Consider the following 17,045-nt stretch of genomic DNA (forward strand, 5'->3'; position numbering starts at 1 on the left):
CCTCCTCCGGCGGGGGATTTCCCATCACACGGATCATCATACAGCAGAGCGGCGGCGGGGGCATGGAATCGGACGGACGCTTCGGCGGCGGGGCGGGCCTGCGGGACAGCGGGGAGTTTTCCGACGAGTCCGGCGGCGGGCCGCGCGCGCTCCCGGCCTTCCTCGCGGCGGGGCCCGCCGTGGCCCCGGAGGACCGCCCGAAGGCGGAGGCGCCGCCGGACCAGCCGGCGCGGCTGCGCGGGGCGCTGAACCCGCTGCTGGCCGCGGCCGGGCCGCTGCTCGACCTCGCCGGGTCGCTGCGCGAACGCTCGGGGCACGAGAATCCGGAGGGCCTGCGCGACGTCATCCTCGCCGAGGTCCGCCGCTTCGAGGAGGAGGCCGCCGCCATCGGCGTCCCGCCGGAGGAGGTTCGCGTCGCCCGCTTCGCCCTGTGCACCATGCTGGACGACGTGGTGCGGGCCACCCCCTGGGGGGCGCGCTGCCGCTGGGCGCGCGAGGGGCTGGCGGTGGTGGTCGATCCCGGCGCCGGCGGGCCGGACCGCTTCTTCGACCTGCTCGACACCATGCTGAGCGACCCGCGCCTGCACCGGCTGGAGCTGGAGCTGTTCTACGCCTGCCTGTCGCTGGGTTTCGAGGGCAAGTTCCGCGACAAGCCGCGCGGCGCCCACGACCTCGCCCATCTGCGGGACGAGCTGTTCCGCGTGCTGCGCCGCCTGCGCGGCGAGCGGGAGCGCGCGCTGTCGCCGCAATGGCGCGGCGTCGCCGAACGCTTCCGCCCGCTGGGGCATGTGCTGCCGCCCTGGCTGGCCGCGGTGGCGGTGGCGACCCTGCTCGGCGGGCTGTTCCTGACCCTGTCGGCCTCGCTGGGCGGGCGGGCGGACGCGGTGGTGGCCCGGCTGGGCGCGCTGCTCCCAGACCGGCCGCTGGAGCTGGTCCGCGCCGTCCCGCCGCCGCCATCCAGCGCGGGGCCGGCTCTGGCCGTCCGCGTCACCGCCCTGCTCCAGCCGGAGATCCGCTCCGGCGCCGTGGCGGTGCTGGCCGGCGACGACGGGGCGCTGGTCATCCGCATCGAGGGGGCGGGCATGTTCGCCACCGGCAGCGACGCGATCCGCGCCCGCTACCGCGCCGTGGTCGACCGCGTCGGGCAGGCGCTGGGTCCCGAGGCGGGCCGCGTCGTGGTGGTCGCCCACACCGACGACCAGACGCCGCGCGGCGGCGGGCTGCCGACGCCGGAGGCGCTGACCGAGGCGCGGGCGGTGGCGGTGCTGAAGATCCTGGAGCGCACGCTGGGCGCCGAGCGCCTGACCGCCGAAGGGCGGGGCGAGCGCGAGCCGCTGGCCCCCAACACCACGCCGGCCAACCGGGGCGCCAACCGGCGCGTCGATGTCCGCCTCTACCCCGAATAGGCCGCGGTCCATGAGCGAACCGTCTCCGCACACCCGCTCCAGAAAGTCCCAGGGCAGGGTCCGCCGCGCCGACCCGGCGATGGCGCCGCGCCTGCGCTGGTGGACCACGCTCGCGGTCGCCCTGTCGGTCGGTCTGCTCGGCTGGGCGGTGATGCCGCTGCTCGGCTTCGGCGGCCTCGCCCGGCTGCTGCCGGCGCTGGCCCTGCTCGGCCTGTGGTACGCGCTGAACCGGCGCGAGGACGGCCGGCAGAGTGCGGCCAACGCCCGCTTCGTCGAGGCGCTGGCGGCGGCCCGCGACCCCGAGCTGAAGGCCTCGCTGGACGAGCTGGGCACGGTGCGCGAGCGGCTGGACGCGGTGATCGACCGGCTGAAGACGCAGCGCTTCGGCGCGCGCTGGGGCGGCCAGTATCTCTACCAGCTTCCCTGGTATCTGGTGATCGGCGCCCCCGGCTCGGGCAAGACCACGGCGCTGGCCAACGCCCGGCTGGGCGCGGCGCTGGGCGGCGGGCTGGACGGCATGCCGGTGCAGAATCTGGGCGGCACGCGCAACTGCGACTGGTGGTTCACCGACGAGGCGGTGCTGATCGACACGGCCGGCCGCTACACCACCCAGGACAGCCGGCGGGCCATCGACGGCCGCGTCTGGTCCGGCCTGCTCGACCTGCTGAAGGAGCACCGCCCGCGCCAGCCGGTGAACGGCGTGCTGCTGACCATCAGCCTGACCGACCTCGCCGGCTGGAGCGACGCGGAGCGGCACAGCCACGCCATCACCATCCGCCAGCGGCTGGGCGAGCTGCGCGCCCATCTCGGCATCCGCGTGCCGGTCTATCTGCTGTGCACCAAGGCCGACCTCGTGGACGGCTTCACCACCTATTTCGACCCGCTGGACCGGGCGGAGCGCGCCCAGATCTGGGGCATCACCTTCCCGGTGGAGGACCTGCCGCCCGGCCCGCTGGCCAGCTTCCACGCGCAGTACGCGGCGCTGCTGCGCCGTCTGGAGGAGCGGCTGCCCGAACGGCTGCACCAGGAGCCGGACATCCAGCGGCGCGGCGACGCCTTCGCCTTCCCGCTGCGCATGGCGGGCTTCGAGGCGGCGCTGGCCGACCTCGTCGATACCGCCTTCACCGCGGAGGCCGAGGAGGCGGTGCCGCTGCTGCGCGGCATCTACCTGACCAGCGCGACCCAGCCCGGCGCCTCCGCGGAATCGCCGGCCCAGACCTTCTTCCTGGAGCGTCTGCTGCCCGAGGTGGTCTTCCCCGAGGCCAACATGGTCGGGGTCGATCGAGCGCTGGAGCGGACGCGGCGGCGGCGCCACGTCTGGGCGCTCGGCGGGACGGCGGCGGCGGGTTTGCTGCTCGGGCTGGCCGGGCTGAGCAGCCACCGCGCCAACGAGGCGCTGCTGGCGCGGACGGAGGCCGCCGTGGCGGTGGCGGAGGAGCGGCTGCGCGTCCTCGACACCCCGCCGCGCTCGCTGACGCGGGTGGAGGACTCCGACTTCCTCGCCGTCCTGCCGGCGCTCGACGCGCTGCGCGCCCTGCCGGCCGGCTGGACCGAGCGGGCGGAGCGCCGCGCGTCCCTGCTCGGCTTCGGCCTGTCGCAGGGGGAGCGCGTCGGCCTTCCCGCCGAGGACGTCTACCGGCGGGCGCTGCGCAGCGTGTTCCTGTCGCGCATCGTGCTGCGCCTGGAGGAGCAACTGCGCACCGGTTGGGCGCGGCCCGACCTGCTGCGGCAGAGCCTGCGCGCCTACGCCATGATCGGCGGGCGCGAGCCGCTGGACCCGGCGGTTCTGGCCGAATGGCTGGCCGCCGACTGGCAGCGCACGCTTCCCGGCGCCGCCCATGAGGCGGAGCGCCGGGCGCTCGGCGACCATCTGGCGGCCCTGGTCGAGGCCGGCTTCGCCCCGGTGCCGCCGGACGAGGCGCTGGTGTCGCGCGTCCTCGACGTGCTGGGCCAGCCGACCGCGCCGGCCTCACGAGGCTCGGGCAGCGGTGGGGCTGGCTGATGAGCCCCGGTTTCGCGGTGGGCTTCCATGGGAAGGTGCCGGCGCGCGGCGATTTCGTGGGCTACGGCCTGCCGCGCGGCGTGCTGCTTCCCTGGGACGCCTGGCTGACGGAGGTTCTGGACGCGGCGGTGCGCCAGCTCGGCTCGCCCTGGGAGCGGCTGTTCCAGTCGGCCCCGGTCTGGCGCTTCGCCCTGTCGCCCGGCCTGTGCGGGGAGCCGCCACTGGCCGGCATCATGATGCCCAGCGCCGACCGGGTGGGCCGGCAGTACCCCTTCACCATCGTCGGCACGCTGCCTTACGGCACCGACCTCGCGGTGGTGCCGGTGGCCTGCCTGCACTGGTTCACCCGTGCGGAATCCATCGCCGCCGACGCCTGCCGCGCCGGGGCCGACGTGGACGCCCTTCCGGCGCGCATGGCGATCCTGGGCCGCCCGGAGCCGAACGGCGCCGACCCCACCGTCGCCACCGTGGTCGAGGAGCGCGTCGGCCCGTTGCCGCCCCGCGCCAGCCTGTGGTGGAGCCGCGGCGGCGGGCGGGTTCCGCCCTCGGTGCTGACCTGCTGCGGCCTGCCGCGATCGTCCCGCGCCGCCGCCTTCATCGACGGCGCCTGGGAGCGGCGGGGCTGGGACGATCTGGACGGGTAGGCGGCGGAGGAACGTTCACCCTCCCAGATTGACGATCTCCACCCGCCGGTTCTCCGCGGCCTTCGGCTTCTTGGGCAGCAGCGGTTCCCGCGCGCCCATCCCGGCGGTGTCCAGCCGGTCGCGGCGCACGCCGTGCTGTTCCGCCAGATAATCCGCCACGGCGTCGGCTCGGCGCTGCGACAGCGCCCGGTTGGCCGCGTCGCCGCCCACCGCGTCGGTGTGGCCGACGATGCGGAAGCGGGCGGTCGCCGCCTCCGGCGCCGTCATCACCGCACCGATGCGGTCGAGCACCGCCCGCGATTCCGGACGGATGCGCGCCGAGTTGAAGTCGAAGCCGATCCGGAAGGCGGCGCGCAGCCCGGCCTTCAGCGCGGCGACGGGCGGGTCCGGCGGCGTCCCCGGCAGGGCGGGCACAGCCACCGGGGCGGGGGTTGGTGCGGGGGCCGATGCAGGAGTTTGGGCCGGGGGCGATGCCGCCGCGACGGGCGGCGGCGGCGGGCGCTTCATCACGATGGGCGGGCAACCGGGGCCGGCGGCGCCGAACAAGGCGGCCTGGATCTCGCACTCGCTGGGGTTCGGGCCGAGCGGGACGGCGGGTGCCGCCGATTGCGCCAGGGCGGCCGCCGCGGGAAGGACCAACCCGGCCGCCAAAATCCCGATTGTTGGGAACATCCGCATCTGCATGACCGCATTGTCCCAGGCTTGGGGGCGGGCCGTCAAATTCCGCGTGGAACAGACGTGCGTGCCTCTGTACGATCCCGGTCCGATCTTTCGTTTGCGGTATGTGGGAGGAAACAAGAATGAAGTCGATGAAGGCGCTGTTCGCCGGTCTGGCGCTGGCCGCCATGGTTCTGCCGGGCGTGCTCGCCAACGGCGCGGCGGCGGCGGACTACAAGGCCGAGTACAAGCTGTCCACCGTGCTGGGCAAGCCGTTCCCCTGGGGCATCGGCGGCGACCGCTGGGCCGAGCTGGTCAAGGAGAAAACCAACGGGCGCATCAACGTGAAGATGTATCCCGGCTCCGCCCTGGTGAACGGCGACCAGACCAAGGAATTCACCGCGCTGCGCCAGGGCGTGATCGACATGGCCGTGGGCTCAACCATCAACTGGTCGCCGCAGGTGAAGGAGCTGAACCTCTTCTCGCTGCCCTTCCTGATGCCCGACCACAAGGCGATGGACGCGCTGACCCAGGGACCGGTCGGCAAGCAGCTGTTCGACCTGCTCGCCACCAAGGATGTGGTGCCGCTGGCCTGGGGCGAGAACGGCTTCCGCGAGGTCTCCAACTCCAAGCGTACCATCCGCACGCCGGAGGACCTGAAGGGGCTGAAGATCCGCGTCGTCGGCTCGCCGCTCTACCTCGACACCTTCACCGCGCTGGGCGCCAACCCGACGCAGATGAGCTGGGCCGACGCGCAGCCCGCCCTGTCCACCGGCGCCGTCGACGGGCAGGAAAACCCGGTCGGCGTGTTCGTCGCCGGCAAGCTGCCGACGCTCGGCCAGAAGCACCTGACGCTGTGGGGCTACGTCGCCGACCCGCTGATCTTCGTGGTCAACAAGGAGGTCTGGAACAGCTGGTCCAAGGAGGACCAGGAGGCGGTGCGCGCCGCCGCCGTCCAGGCCGCCGCGGAGGAGGTCGCCATCGCCCGCAAGGGCATCACCGCCCAGGACGACAGCCTGCTGAAGGACATCGCCGCCCAGGGCGTCGAGGTCGTGCAGCTGACGCCCGAGCAGCAGAAGGCGTTCCAGACCGCCACCCGCGCCGTCTACGACAAGTGGGCCAAGACGATCGGTCCCGACCTCGTGAAGGCCGCCGAGACCTCCGTCGCCGACCGGAAGTAAGCCTGCCGCATGCCGTTCCCCCCTCCCCACCCCCTCCCCCGCGTCGCGGTGGAGGGGCTTGCTCCCTCCCTCGCCGAAGGCGGGGGAGGGTTGGGGAGGGGGCCGGCTCCCGCCTTTGCTGAGACCATTCCGATGAACAACGATCTGCTGGAAGCCGGCATGGCGACGGAGCAGCCCAAGACGCGGGTGCCGGTGACGCTGGAGCGTTCGCTGGCCGCCCTGTCCATGGCCGCCCTGTGCCTCGTCACCTTCGCCAACGTCGTGACGCGCTACCTGACCGACGTGTCCCTGGCCTTCACCGAGGAATATTCGATCTTCCTGCTGGTGGTCATGACGCTGTTCGGGTCCGCCGTCGCCGCCGCCGCCGACCGGCACATCCGCATCACCTTCCTCGCCGACAAGCTGCCGCCGCCCGTCCGCCGGGTGACGGAGCTGGTGGCCTGGACGGCGGCGCTCGCCATGTTCGGCCTGCTCGTCTGGTACGGCGGGCGCCTGACCTACGACCAGTGGCGGTTCGAGGAAACCTCGCCCGGCCTGGGCAACCCGCAATGGCTCTACACGGCGTGGCTCCCGCTGCTCTCGGCGGTGGTCAGCCTGCGCGTGATCGGACGCCTGATCCGCACGGCAAAGGGAACCGCCTGATGGCCTTGACGATTCTGTTCGGCGGCTTTCTGCTGCTGCTGGTGATCGGCGCGCCGCTGGCGGTGGCCCTGGGGCTGGCGGGGTCGCTGGCGATCCTGGACGCGCAACTCGGCATCCTGTCGGTTCCGACCAACGTCTACGCCGGCATCGCCAAGTACCCGCTGCTGGCCATCCCGGTCTTCATCCTGGCCGGCCTGATCTTCGAGCGGGCGGGCGTCGCCAAGCAGCTCGTCACCTTCGCCTCTTCGATCGTGGGGGCGAAGAACGGCGGGCTGGCGGTGGTGGCGATCCTGGTCTGCATGGTGATGGGCGGCATCTCCGGCTCCGGCCCCGCCGACGCGGCGGCGGTCGCCACGGTGATGATCCCGTCCATGCACAAGGCTGGCTATCCGAAGCCCTTCTCGGCCAGCGTGATCGCGGCGGCGGCGGCGACGGCCATCCTGATCCCGCCCTCGGTCGCCTTCATCATCTACAGCGTCCTGGTGCCGCAGGCGTCGGTGCCGGCGCTGTTCGCGGCGGGGATGATTCCCGGCATCCTGGCCGGCCTGTCGCTGCTGGCCCCGACGATCTGGCTGTCGCGCAAGCACGGCTTCGGCCTGAAGGACGCCGGGCCGCGCCCGCCCTTCTGGCGCAGCCTGCGGCAGGCGATCTGGGGGCTGCTGGCCCCGGTCATCATCCTGGGCGGCCTGCGCACCGGCGCCTTCACTCCGACCGAGGCGGCGGTGGTCGCCGTCTTCTACGGTCTGGCGGTCGGCGTCTTCGTCTACCGCAGCCTGACCTGGCGCGAGCTGTACGAGGTGCTGGCCGAGGCGGCGGAGATGTCCGCCGTGGTTCTGCTCATCATCGCGCTGTCCAGCGTCTTCGCCTGGGCGGGCAGCACGATGGGCGCCTTCGACCGGGTCGCCGCCATGGCGATCGAAGGAGTGGGCAGCGAAGTCCTCGTCCTGCTGCTGCTGAACGTGGCGCTGCTGGCGCTTGGGATGGTGCTGGACGCGGTGTCGATCTTCCTGATCCTGCTGCCGCTGCTGACCCCGATCATGACCGCCTTCCACTGGGACCCGGTGTGGTTCGGCGTGATGCTGACCATGAACCTCGCCATCGGCCAGTTCACCCCGCCCATGGCGGTGAACCTGATGGTGACCACGCGGGTGGCCGGCATCAGCATGGAATCGACAGTGCGCTGGGTGCTGTGGATGGTCGCGGCGATGCTCTGCGCGCTGATCCTGGTGACCTTCGTCCCGGAGCTGGCGCTCTGGCTGCCCCGGAAGCTCGGCTACCTGTAACCCTCAGCTCTTGGCGCGGCGGGTGGCCAGAAGGATGCCCGCCGCGATCAGCCCGATGCCGGCGGCGTGGTAGAGGTGGGGCTGCTCGCCGAGGAACAGGATGGCGAGGATGCTCCCGAACACCGGCATCAGATGGATGCACATCCCCGCGGTGTTGGCGCCGACCAGGGCCACGGCGCGGTTGAAGCAGAGATAGGCGGCGATCGACGGGAACAGCGCCACGTAGGCAACCGCCCCCAGCGCCGTCGGGGTGATCGGCATGGGGTTCCCGCCGACGCTTTCCCACAGGTAGAAGGGCAGCAGCATCGCCGCGCCGCCCGCGAAGGTGACGGCGATGAAGCTGAGCCCATGCACCGCCGGGCGGCGGCGCAGCAGGGCGGTGTAGGCGGCGTAGCCGAGCACCGCCGCCAGCACCCACAAATCCCCGGCGGCGAGCTGCAGCCCGATCAGCACCGCCGGGTCGCCCCGCGCGATCAGCGTCAGGGCGCCGGCCAGCGACACGGCGATGCCCACCCCTTGCAGCGGGGTCACCCGGTCGCCGAACAGGGCCAGGCTCATCAGCACGATCAGCACCGGCATGGAAGACTGCATCATCACCGCGTTCAGCGCCGTGGTGGTGTGCAGCCCGACATAGAGGAAGGTGTTGAAGACGGCGATGCCCAGCGCCGACAGCAGCAGGACGACCGGCCATTGGCCGGCCAGAATCCGCGCGTCGTGCCGCAGGTGCCGCCACGCGAAGGGCAGCACCAGCAGCATCCCCAGCGTCCAGCGCCAGAAGGCCAGCCCGACCGGCGGCACCTCGCCCGACACAGCGCGGCCCAGGACGGCGTTGCTGGACCAGAACAGCGGCGGCAACATCATCAGGAGCCACGCCTGATCGAACAGGCGGCGGCGGGCGGGGGTGGCGTTTTCGCTCACGGCTGGCGACTCATCGGACTGGACGCATCAAGGTGGGTTCCGCGACTCAGCCGCGGCGGCGCGGGGAGGCGAAGGGCGAAAGGGGACCATCGCCACGCGCACCATCGCCCCGGGGACCATCACCGCGCGGGCCATCCGACCGGAAGCTCTCGCTGCGGGAGAAGCCCTCGCGGCGCGGGCGGTCGGCGCGGGGACCGTCACCACGCGGGCCATCGCCACGGGGGCCGCGCCCCTCGCCCCGGGGACCGTCGCCGCGGCCTTCGCGCGGCGGCTTCGGCGGCTGGCGCATCTCCGCGTCCAGCTCGGCGATGCGCTTGACCAGCGCTTCACGGATCGCCGGGGCCGCGTGGGACTTCAGGGTGGCGAGCTGCTCCTTCAACTGCTGGAGCTGAAGCTGCTTCTGCTCCCGCGTGCGCTTGATGGCGACGTTGTCGGAATGCTGGCCGTCGAAGGCGCGCATGAAAAGGTCCTCGTTGCAGAAAATAAGACACCCGCCGCGGCGTCCCAGCGGACGCCCGGTCGGGGAGCGCGGAATATTGGAAAGGCACCGGCGCCAAAGCAAGCCGGGAGTTTGCTCCGCCTGTGCGATAAAGCGGTTGACGGCGGCGGCCCGGCTCAGGTCGCCCGGATCACTCTTCCGACGGACGCCCGCTGCGGAACAGCGCCGCCGCCTCGTCGAGATGGTGCGACAGGGCGGCGGCGGCCTCCGCCGGTCCGCTGCGCCGCGACCCTTGGACGCGGGCCTCCTGCGCGGCGGCGGCCAGGGTGGCGGGATCGGCGGCCAGAGCGGCCAGCCGCTCGACGAAGGCGCCGTAGTCGGGGAGGGTGAAGCGCGGACCGACGACGCTGGCGACGTCGCCGCCGGGAAGCGACAGCGGCACCGCCCCGGCGGCCAGGGCCTCGGCGGCGCTGGCGCCCCCGCCGGTCCGCCGGGGATTCACATAGGCGTCGCAGACCGCAAGCAGGGCGCCCATGTCCGACACATAGCCCAGGCCGCGCAGCCGCTCGGCGTGGCGTGACGCGGCCAGCCGCCGGGGCAGGGCGTCGGCGTGCCCGGCGAAGACGGCGACGGCGTGCGGCACGCGGTCGAACAGCGCCTCCAGCATGGCGAGGAAAGCGCCATCCGCCTCCTCGTCCAGCCGGTTGCCGACAACGGTGCAGACGAAGGCATCCTCCTCCAGCCCGAAGGCGGCGCGCGATCCTTCCTTCCTCGGGGCGGCCCCGGCCAGCGAATGCAGGAAGCGGAAGGGACGCCAGGAGCGGGCCAGCGGCCCGTGGTCGGGTGCCGCCCCGCCGCCGAAATCCAGCACGATGTCGGCCAGCGAGAGGGTGGCCCCGCTGGTGGTCGGGATGCACAGGGTGGGGCGCGCCCCGGCCATCAGGTCGGCCACGACGCACGACCCGCCGAGCGACAGAACGGAGTCGGGATCGAGCGCCGCGATGGCCTCCAGGAACCAAGCGATCTTTCCGGGGCTGACGCAGGGCTCGACCGAGGACAGCATCCGATAACTGCGCCCGTCCGCCTCGATCCGCTGGTCGCCGGAAAAGGCGGGCTCCACCGACGCCGCGAAGGAGGGCACGAACAGGCTGTGCACCTCGGCCGGCATGATGTTGGTGTTGAGGATCACCACCTCCCGCCCGCAGCGCTCCTCCAGCAGGGCAGCGTAGGACAGCAGGTCGCGCGACGGCTGGTGGCGCAGCGACAGGAACTGGTTGGTCACCAGAACGACCCGCCCGGTGTCCGCTCCCCCGGCTTGGCGGGCGGGTGGGACGACGGCCTGACGGCGGCGGATCTCGTCGAGGATGCGGCGGTAGAAGGGGAATTGCCGATCTTCGAAGAAGCCGGGTCGGCTCGCCAGGTTCATGCGCATCAAAAAGAGCTGGCGCCCGATGCCGGCGTGGATGTGCAGCAGCCCCTCCAGCCCGGATTGCGCGATGTTGCCCTCCACCGCGTCGAGCAGTTCGTCGTAATAGCGCAGATCACCGGAGACGGCGGCCATGGCCGACAGCAGCAGGACGGTGTCCGCCCCCGGAGCCAGTCGGGGCAGTTCGCGCGCGGCCCGCGCCCGCTCGGCCCTGGGCCGGTCGAGAAAGGCCGCGCAGAGCGTCTCGATGGCCTTCAGGTCGTGCCCGCTCGTCACGGGCCGGCGCAACGCGGCGGCGAGGTCGGTGATAAGGGCGGTGGTGGGCGGTTGGGACATCGGCCGTGCTGGGAAAAGGGCGCGATGAGTCATGCCACATATGGAAAGGCCCCGGAAGGCGTTACCTTCCAGGGCCTTAGAGTGGTGCCGCAGCAGGGATTTGAACCCCGGACCTACTGATTACGAATCAGTTGCTCTACCCCTGAGCTACTGCGGCGCCGACGTCGGTGCGTCGTGGGCGCGGAAATTAACCGGGGGGGCGGACCGGCGCAAGCGCTTTTTTGGGAGATGGATAAAATTATCCTTTCTGGCGGATGACGTCCAAAAAGGGGTCGGCATAACGCTCCAGCTTGCGGGCGCCGACGCCGGGCAGGCGGGCGAAGGCGGCGCGGTCCGTCGGACGCGTCGCGACCATCTCCAGCAGCGTGCTGTCGTGGAAGATCACGTAGGGCGGCACGCCCTGCGCGCGTGCCAACTCGGTGCGGCAGTCCTTCAGCGCGTGCCACAGCGCGTCGTCGGCCGGCGACAGGGCACCGCGCGCACCCGCCCGCGACACGCCCTCTCCTGACAAGCCGCTGGAGGAGGCGGAGCCGCCGCGGGAGACGTGGCGGCGCAGCGCGTCGTGGACGCCGCGGCGATTCTCGACGACTGGGTCCTTGCGCAGCTTCACCGTCTGCTGGCCCTTGATGACCGGGATGCCCGCGTCGGTCAGGCGGAAGCCGCCATAACCCTCCAGATCGACCGTCAGGTAGCCGGCGGCGACGAGCTGGCGGTAGACCGACTGCCATTCCGCCTTCGACAGCTCCTTGCCGCAGCCAAAGGTCTTCAGCGCGTCGTGGGCCTGCTGCGCCACCTTCTCCGTGGCGTTGCCCAGCAGCACGTCGATCAGGTGCCCGGCGCCGTAGCGCTGGCCGGTGCGGTAGACCGCCGACAGGGCCTTCTGCGCGGCGACGGTGCCGTCCCAGGTCTCCACCGGCTCCAGGCAGGTGTCGCAGTTGCCGCAGGGCGCCTCCAGCGTCTCGCCGAAATAATTCAGCAGCACCTTGCGGCGGCAGGCCGAGGTCTCGCAGAAACCGAGCAGCGCCTCCAGCTTGGAGCGTTCGACGCGGCGGTGGGAATCGCCGGCCTCCGACTGCTCCAGCATCTGGCGCAGGCCGACCACGTCGGCCATGCCGTAGCTCATCCAGGCGTCGGCGGGCAGGCCGTCGCGTCCGGCGCGGCCGGTTTCCTGGTAATAGGCTTCCAGGCTCTTGGGCGGGTCGAGGTGGCAGACGAAGCGCACATTCGGCTTGTCAATGCCCATGCCGAAGGCCACCGTCGCCACCATGACGATGCCCTCGCCCTTGATGAACAGGTCCTGGTTCGCCTCGCGCACCTCCGACGGCAGCCCGGCGTGGTAGGGCAGCGCCTCCCGCCCCTGCTGGTTCAGCCAGTTGGCGGTGTCCTCCACCTTCGCCCGCGACATGCAATAGATGATGCCGGCGTCCTCGGGGTGGTTCTCCCGCAGGAAGGCCAGCATCTGCTGGCGCTCGCTCTTCTTCGGGACGACGCGGTAGGTGATGTTGGGCCGGTCGAAGCTGGACAGGAAGACGCGGGCCTCGGTCAGCCCCAGCTTGTCCTTGATCTCCGCGCGGGTCTGCGCGTCCGCCGTGGCGGTCAGCGCGACGCGCGGCACGGTCGGGTGCCGCTCGTGCAGGATGGAGAGCTGGAGATACTCGGGCCGGAAATCATGGCCCCACTGGCTGACGCAATGCGCCTCGTCCAGCGCGAACAGGGCGAGCTTGGTGCGGTCCAGCAGGTCGAGGAAGCGCGGGGTGACCAGACGCTCCGGCGCTACATAGACGAGATCGATCTCGCCGCGGACCATGGCCCGCTCCACCTCGCGCGCCTCGCCGGCGTCGAGGGAGGAGTTGAGGAAGGCCGCCCGCACGCCCAGCTCGCGCAGCGCCGTCACCTGGTCCCGCATCAGCGCGATCAGCGGAGAGACGACTACCGTCACGCCGTCGCGCACCAGAGCCGGCACCTGATAGCACAGCGACTTGCCGCCGCCCGTGGGCATGAGGACGAGCGCGTCGCCGCCACGGATGACGTGGGCGATGATGTCGGCCTGCTGCCCGCGGAAGGCGGAATAGCCGAAGACCGACCGCAGCACCTCCAGGGCGGGGTTGCCGTCGGGGTCCTGGGCCGGCTCCGCCGGATGGGCCTTGAAATTGAAGAGCGAGTCCACGCCGATGCGGTTCAGATGCGGGTCCGTCTCTGGACGATTTGGAATCTGGCGTTCGGGTCAGAATCCGGTGGCCGGGATGCGATCCCGAACGCGACGGCTATGATGTGGCACAGATCACCCGATTCGTGAAGCCGCAATCCGGAAAAGGTGTGGGGACAAGGGTGGCGCATCGCGCGACGCGGGAAAAACTGTGGCGCGAATGCATCCGATCGTGTGTAAGTGAAAACGGCGGGTGGACTTGGCCACCCGCCGTTTCGAAAGGAGAAAGAGGCATGCCAAAAATGCCCTTTTTCCTGGTGCTCCAGTGGCGGCGATGGCGGATCGAAATCCGCATCACCGTCGGCTAAGCACTAGGAGCGTGCCGGTGGGTGTTAGCAGCACCTGCCGGCCACTCCCGACAAGGTAGCGCAATTCCCCCGCGTTGCAAATCCCCAACCGGCTACAACAGGTCGCGCAGCATCGCCACCAGCGGAACGTCGGCGGGGGGCATGGGATAGTCGCCCATGCGGTTCGGGTAGACCCAGGCGAGCTTCTGTCCCTCCCGCGCCGTCACGTCGCCCTCCCAGACACGGCAGACGAACAGCGGCATCAGCAGGTGGAATTTTTCGTAGCTGTGCGAGGCGAAGGTGAAGGGGGCGAGGCAGCTCGCCGCCGTGTCGATGCCCAGTTCCTCCTTCAGTTCGCGGACCAAGGCGGCTTCCGGGGTCTCGCCCGCGTCGACCTTGCCGCCGGGGAACTCCCACAGCCCGGCCAGAGACTTGCCGGGCGGGCGCTGGGCCAGCAGGACGCGGCCGTCGGCGTCCACCAGGGCGACCGCGACGACCAGCAGGGTCGGCAGGGAACCGAGGGCCGGGGTGGAGGAGGGATCGAAGCAGGCCGGCATCACGCGGTCTCCGAGGTGAGGAACCGCCAGCGTCCGGCGGTCAATTCATAATGGTCGGCATCGTCGAGCGGCGTGAAGCCGACCGTCTCCAGCACGCGGCGGGAGCGGTGGTTGTCCGGCGCGGTCCGCGCCCACAGGCGGGGCAGGCCCAGCGCGAAGGCGGCGGGGACGACGGCCCGCAGCATCTCCGTGCCATAGCCGATGCCCTGGTGCGGCCGGCCGAGCCAATAGCCGACCTCGCCGTCCGCCAGGATCACCCCGATGCCGCCGACCGGCTGACCATCGTCCCTACGGACCGCCAGCAGGTCGAGCGACGCGCGCTCCGCCCGGTTGCGGGCGGCCAGGGCGACCCAGGCGTGCCCGTCCTCCAGGCCGTAAGGGTGGGGCACGCGGGCGAGCCAGCGCGCCACCTCCCACTCCCCGATCAGCGGCGCGAAACGCTCGACATCCTCCGGGCGGAAGGGGCGGAGCGTCAGCCGCGCCGTGTCGAGGCGGTCGGGCAGGGGCGCGCCGGTCATGACACCAAGTCCGGTCTCGGCTCCGGCCTTAGCTCCGATAAGAGCCGTTGATGTCGATGTAGCCGTGGGTCAGGTCGCAGGTCCAGACGCGGGATTTGCCGGTGCCGATGCCCAGGTCGATGTGCACGTCGATCTCCTGGCCCTTCATGTGGGCGGCGACCGGCGCCTCGTCGTAGCCCGGAACCTCCATGCCCTCGGCGCAGATCAGCGTGCCGCCGATGGTGATCTTGATGAGGTCGCGGTCGGCCCGCTCGCCGGCCCGCCCGATGGCGGCGACGATGCGGCCCCAGTTGGCGTCCTCGCCGGCCAGCGCGGTCTTGACCAGCGGGGAGTTGGCGACGGTGAGCGCAATGCGCTTGGCGGCCACGTCGTTCTCGGCGCCGACCAGCGTGATCGAGACGAACTTGGTCGCCCCCTCGCCGTCGCGCACGATCTGCAGCGCGAGGTCGAGCATCACCTCCTCCAGCGCCTTGCGGAAATCTGCCAGATCCGGCGCCTGGGCGTCGGTCACCGGGGCGTTCCCCGCCTTGCCGGTGGCGAACAGCAGCAGCGTGTCGCTGGTCGAGGTGTCGCCGTCCACCGTGATGGCGTTGAAGCTGCGCTCGGTGAACTCAGACAGCATGGACTGAAGCGCCGGGGCGGCGATGGCGGCGTCGGTGAAGAGGAAGCCCAGCATGGTCGCCATGTCCGGGGCGATCATGCCGGAGCCCTTGGCGAAGCCGCTGATCGTCACCGTCGTCCCGCCGATGGCGACCTGACGGGTCGAGCCCTTGGCAAAGGTGTCGGTGGTCATGATGGCCCGCGCCCCGGCCTCCAGCGCCGCCGAGTCGTCCTTCAGCGCCGGGACCATGCCCGGCAGCACCCTGGCGATGGCGTCGGCGGCCAGCGGGATGCCGATCACGCCGGTGGAGGCGACGTAGACCTCGTCTGTGGCGCAGCCGGCGATCGTGGCGGCGGCCTCGACCGTCGCCTGGACGGTGGCGTCGCCGGCCTTGCCGGTGAAGGCGTTGGCGTTGCCGGCGTTGACCACGACCGCGCGGGCCGAGCCGCGGGGCAGACTGTCGCGGCACCAGATCACCGGGGCGGAGCAGGTCAGCGACTTGGTCAGCACGCCGGCCACCGTCGTGCCCTCGTCGAGCACGGCCAGCATCAGGTCGTCGCGGCCCTTGTATCGGATGCCGCTGTTGGCGGTGGCGATGCGCACGCCCGCCACGGGCGGGAGCGTCGGGAAGCCGGCGGGTGCCAAGGGGGAGACGGTCGTGGCCATGGGGACGGGCTCGTGGGGCTGGTGGAGCGGGGATGTTGGGCGGTGGTTGGGATGCTAGGCGCTTGCCCCCTCCCTAACCCTCCCCCGCTTCGCAGGGGAGGGAATTGTCTCCCTCTCCCGCGCAGCGGGGGAGGGAAGGGGCCCGCGGCGTCAGCCGTGGGAAGGGTGGGGGCAACCGCTGCCGGACCTTAGTTCTTCTTGGGCTCTTCGGCCTTGGGCGCGGCCGGGGCCGGCTCTTCCTTCGGCATCGGCGAGCCGTCGAGCTGGAAGGTCTCGACCTTGGCGACCTTGCGCAGGTCATCGACGACGTTGGTCACGATGTCCTTGCTGAGCTGCTGCTCGAGCTGCGGCTTCACCTCGTCGAGGGACGGCTGCGGCTGGGTGCGCTTGTCCTCGACCTTGATGATGTGCCAGCCGAACTGCGTCTTCACCGGCTCCTTGCTCACCTCGCCCTTCTTCATGGCGAAGGCGGCGTCGGCGAAGGGCTCGACCATCGTGTCCTTGGTGAAGTAACCGAGGTCGCCGCCCTGTTCGGCGGCCACCGGGTCCTTGGACTTCTCCTTGGCGAGCTTGGCGAAGTCGCCGCCCTTCTTGAGCTGGGCGATGATCGCCTTGGCCTCATCCTCCTTCTCGACGAGGATGTGGCTGGCCTTGACCTCTTCCTGGGCCGGGTTCTGCTTCAGGAAGGCCTGATAGGCCTCGTCCAGCTTGGCCGGGGTGATGCGCGACTGCACTTCCTTCTGGATGTAGGCGCGCTGCACCGCGCGCTCCTCGGCGCGCTTGATCTCGTCCTTGACCTCCGGCGTGCCGGCGAGGTTGGCCTTGTAGCCGGCCTCGGCCACCAGCTTGGAGTTCACGAGCTGCTCGATCACCGCCGGGTAGATCATCTCCAGCGGCATCTGCTGCACCTGCGGCGGGAGCTGGGCAACCATGCGCTGGACGTCGGAGCGGTGGACCGCCTCGCCGTTGACGCGCGCCACCACCGGATCGGCGTCCGCCGTGGCGGGAGCGGCCGACGCCGCGGGGGCGGCCGGAGCGGCGGGAGCCGGAGTCTGGGCGTGTGCGGCCAGCGCGAGGCCGCAGGCGGCCATCGACAGCAGGGCGGCGCGGAACACTCGATTCACCATGGAGTCTTTTCCTTCCGGCGGATGTGTCTTGTCACGGTCAATGGCATGACAGAACGTCTTATGATTGGCGGCGGCCGTTGATTTGGTGGCGGCTGTGCGGACGATCCGGCCCCGCGCCCGAATCCGCGGGGGATTAAGCATGGGTTCGC

The 17,045-nt window shown here is 71.4% G+C and carries 15 protein-coding genes and 1 tRNA gene; 6 read left to right on the forward strand and 10 right to left on the reverse strand.

Annotated elements, in window-relative coordinates:
- Nucleotides 1-62: 62 nt before the first annotated feature.
- From icmH to tagF, 3 genes are read left to right on the forward strand one after another with little or no spacing between them, the layout of a single operon-like run.
- A complete protein-coding gene (icmH, locus tag FBZ83_RS04175) occupies nt 63-1,406 on the forward strand; it encodes a type IVB secretion system protein IcmH/DotU (RefSeq protein ID WP_145681230.1) in 1,344 nt (447 codons plus the stop codon).
- 10 nt (nt 1,407-1,416) lie between these two features.
- Nucleotides 1,417-3,408 (forward strand): type VI secretion system membrane subunit TssM, encoded by a 1,992-nt coding sequence (gene tssM / locus FBZ83_RS04180; protein WP_247888134.1) that lies wholly within the window; start codon nt 1,417-1,419, stop codon nt 3,406-3,408.
- Nucleotides 3,408-4,052, forward strand: coding sequence for a type VI secretion system-associated protein TagF (gene tagF / locus FBZ83_RS04185; protein WP_014239131.1), 645 nt, complete (start codon nt 3,408-3,410; stop codon nt 4,050-4,052). The genes tssM and tagF overlap by 1 nt, the downstream gene beginning before the upstream one ends.
- A gap of 15 nt (nt 4,053-4,067) precedes the next feature.
- On the opposite strand, the gene FBZ83_RS04190 is transcribed toward tagF, so the two are convergent.
- A complete protein-coding gene (locus tag FBZ83_RS04190) occupies nt 4,068-4,736 on the reverse strand; it encodes an OmpA family protein (RefSeq protein ID WP_247888135.1) in 669 nt (222 codons plus the stop codon).
- A 116-nt stretch (nt 4,737-4,852) separates the two neighbouring features.
- Between FBZ83_RS04190 and FBZ83_RS04195 the strand changes: the two genes are divergently transcribed.
- From FBZ83_RS04195 to FBZ83_RS04210, 3 genes are all read left to right on the forward strand, one after another.
- The gene (locus FBZ83_RS04195) at nt 4,853-5,890 is read left to right on the forward strand and encodes a DctP family TRAP transporter solute-binding subunit (RefSeq protein WP_186465972.1); all 1,038 of its coding nucleotides are present in this window, start codon (nt 4,853-4,855) and stop codon (nt 5,888-5,890) included.
- A 132-nt stretch (nt 5,891-6,022) separates the two neighbouring features.
- On the forward strand, nt 6,023-6,532 hold the full coding sequence (locus FBZ83_RS04205; protein WP_247888136.1) for a TRAP transporter small permease: 510 nt from the start codon (nt 6,023-6,025) through the stop codon (nt 6,530-6,532).
- Nucleotides 6,532-7,815, forward strand: a complete 1,284-nt coding sequence (locus tag FBZ83_RS04210; protein WP_145681233.1) for a TRAP transporter large permease — start codon at nt 6,532-6,534, stop codon at nt 7,813-7,815. The genes FBZ83_RS04205 and FBZ83_RS04210 overlap by 1 nt, the downstream gene beginning before the upstream one ends.
- A 3-nt stretch (nt 7,816-7,818) precedes the next feature.
- Here the strand turns inward: FBZ83_RS04210 and FBZ83_RS04215 are convergent, their stop codons facing one another.
- The 9 genes from FBZ83_RS04215 to FBZ83_RS04255 all read right to left on the reverse strand — a co-directional run bounded on the left by FBZ83_RS04215 (nt 7,819) and on the right by FBZ83_RS04255 (nt 16,896).
- The gene (locus tag FBZ83_RS04215) at nt 7,819-8,733 is read right to left on the reverse strand and encodes a DMT family transporter (RefSeq protein WP_145681234.1); all 915 of its coding nucleotides are present in this window, start codon (nt 8,731-8,733) and stop codon (nt 7,819-7,821) included.
- 46 nt (nt 8,734-8,779) lie between these two features.
- The gene (locus FBZ83_RS04220; RefSeq protein ID WP_145681235.1) at nt 8,780-9,193 is read right to left on the reverse strand and encodes a hypothetical protein; all 414 of its coding nucleotides are present in this window, start codon (nt 9,191-9,193) and stop codon (nt 8,780-8,782) included.
- 169 nt (nt 9,194-9,362) lie between these two features.
- Entirely contained in the window at nt 9,363-10,934 is a 1,572-nt protein-coding gene (locus FBZ83_RS04225) for a glycosyltransferase (protein WP_186465973.1), read from the reverse strand.
- 82 nt (nt 10,935-11,016) lie between these two features.
- Nucleotides 11,017-11,091 (reverse strand) — tRNA-Thr (locus tag FBZ83_RS04230).
- An 81-nt stretch (nt 11,092-11,172) separates the two neighbouring features.
- Nucleotides 11,173-13,101: a DNA helicase RecQ gene (gene recQ, locus FBZ83_RS04235; RefSeq protein ID WP_145681237.1), complete on the reverse strand. Its 1,929-nt coding sequence runs from the start codon at nt 13,099-13,101 to the stop codon at nt 11,173-11,175.
- Nucleotides 13,102-13,540: 439 nt separating this feature from the next.
- Nucleotides 13,541-13,984: a (deoxy)nucleoside triphosphate pyrophosphohydrolase gene (locus tag FBZ83_RS04240; protein WP_145681238.1), complete on the reverse strand. Its 444-nt coding sequence runs from the start codon at nt 13,982-13,984 to the stop codon at nt 13,541-13,543.
- On the reverse strand, nt 13,984-14,502 hold the full coding sequence (locus tag FBZ83_RS04245) for a GNAT family N-acetyltransferase (protein WP_145681239.1): 519 nt from the start codon (nt 14,500-14,502) through the stop codon (nt 13,984-13,986). Before FBZ83_RS04245 ends, FBZ83_RS04240 begins: the two co-directional genes overlap by 1 nt.
- Before the next feature lie 28 nt (nt 14,503-14,530).
- Nucleotides 14,531-15,769, reverse strand: coding sequence for a bifunctional glutamate N-acetyltransferase/amino-acid acetyltransferase ArgJ (gene argJ, locus FBZ83_RS04250; RefSeq protein WP_145681240.1), 1,239 nt, complete (start codon nt 15,767-15,769; stop codon nt 14,531-14,533).
- A gap of 188 nt (nt 15,770-15,957) precedes the next feature.
- On the reverse strand, nt 15,958-16,896 hold the full coding sequence (locus FBZ83_RS04255; protein ID WP_145681241.1) for a peptidylprolyl isomerase: 939 nt from the start codon (nt 16,894-16,896) through the stop codon (nt 15,958-15,960).
- Nucleotides 16,897-17,045 lie beyond the last annotated feature (149 nt).

It is taken from the genome of Azospirillum brasilense (genome assembly GCF_007827815.1).
GTDB classification, from domain to species: Bacteria; Pseudomonadota; Alphaproteobacteria; order Azospirillales; family Azospirillaceae; genus Azospirillum; species Azospirillum brasilense_C.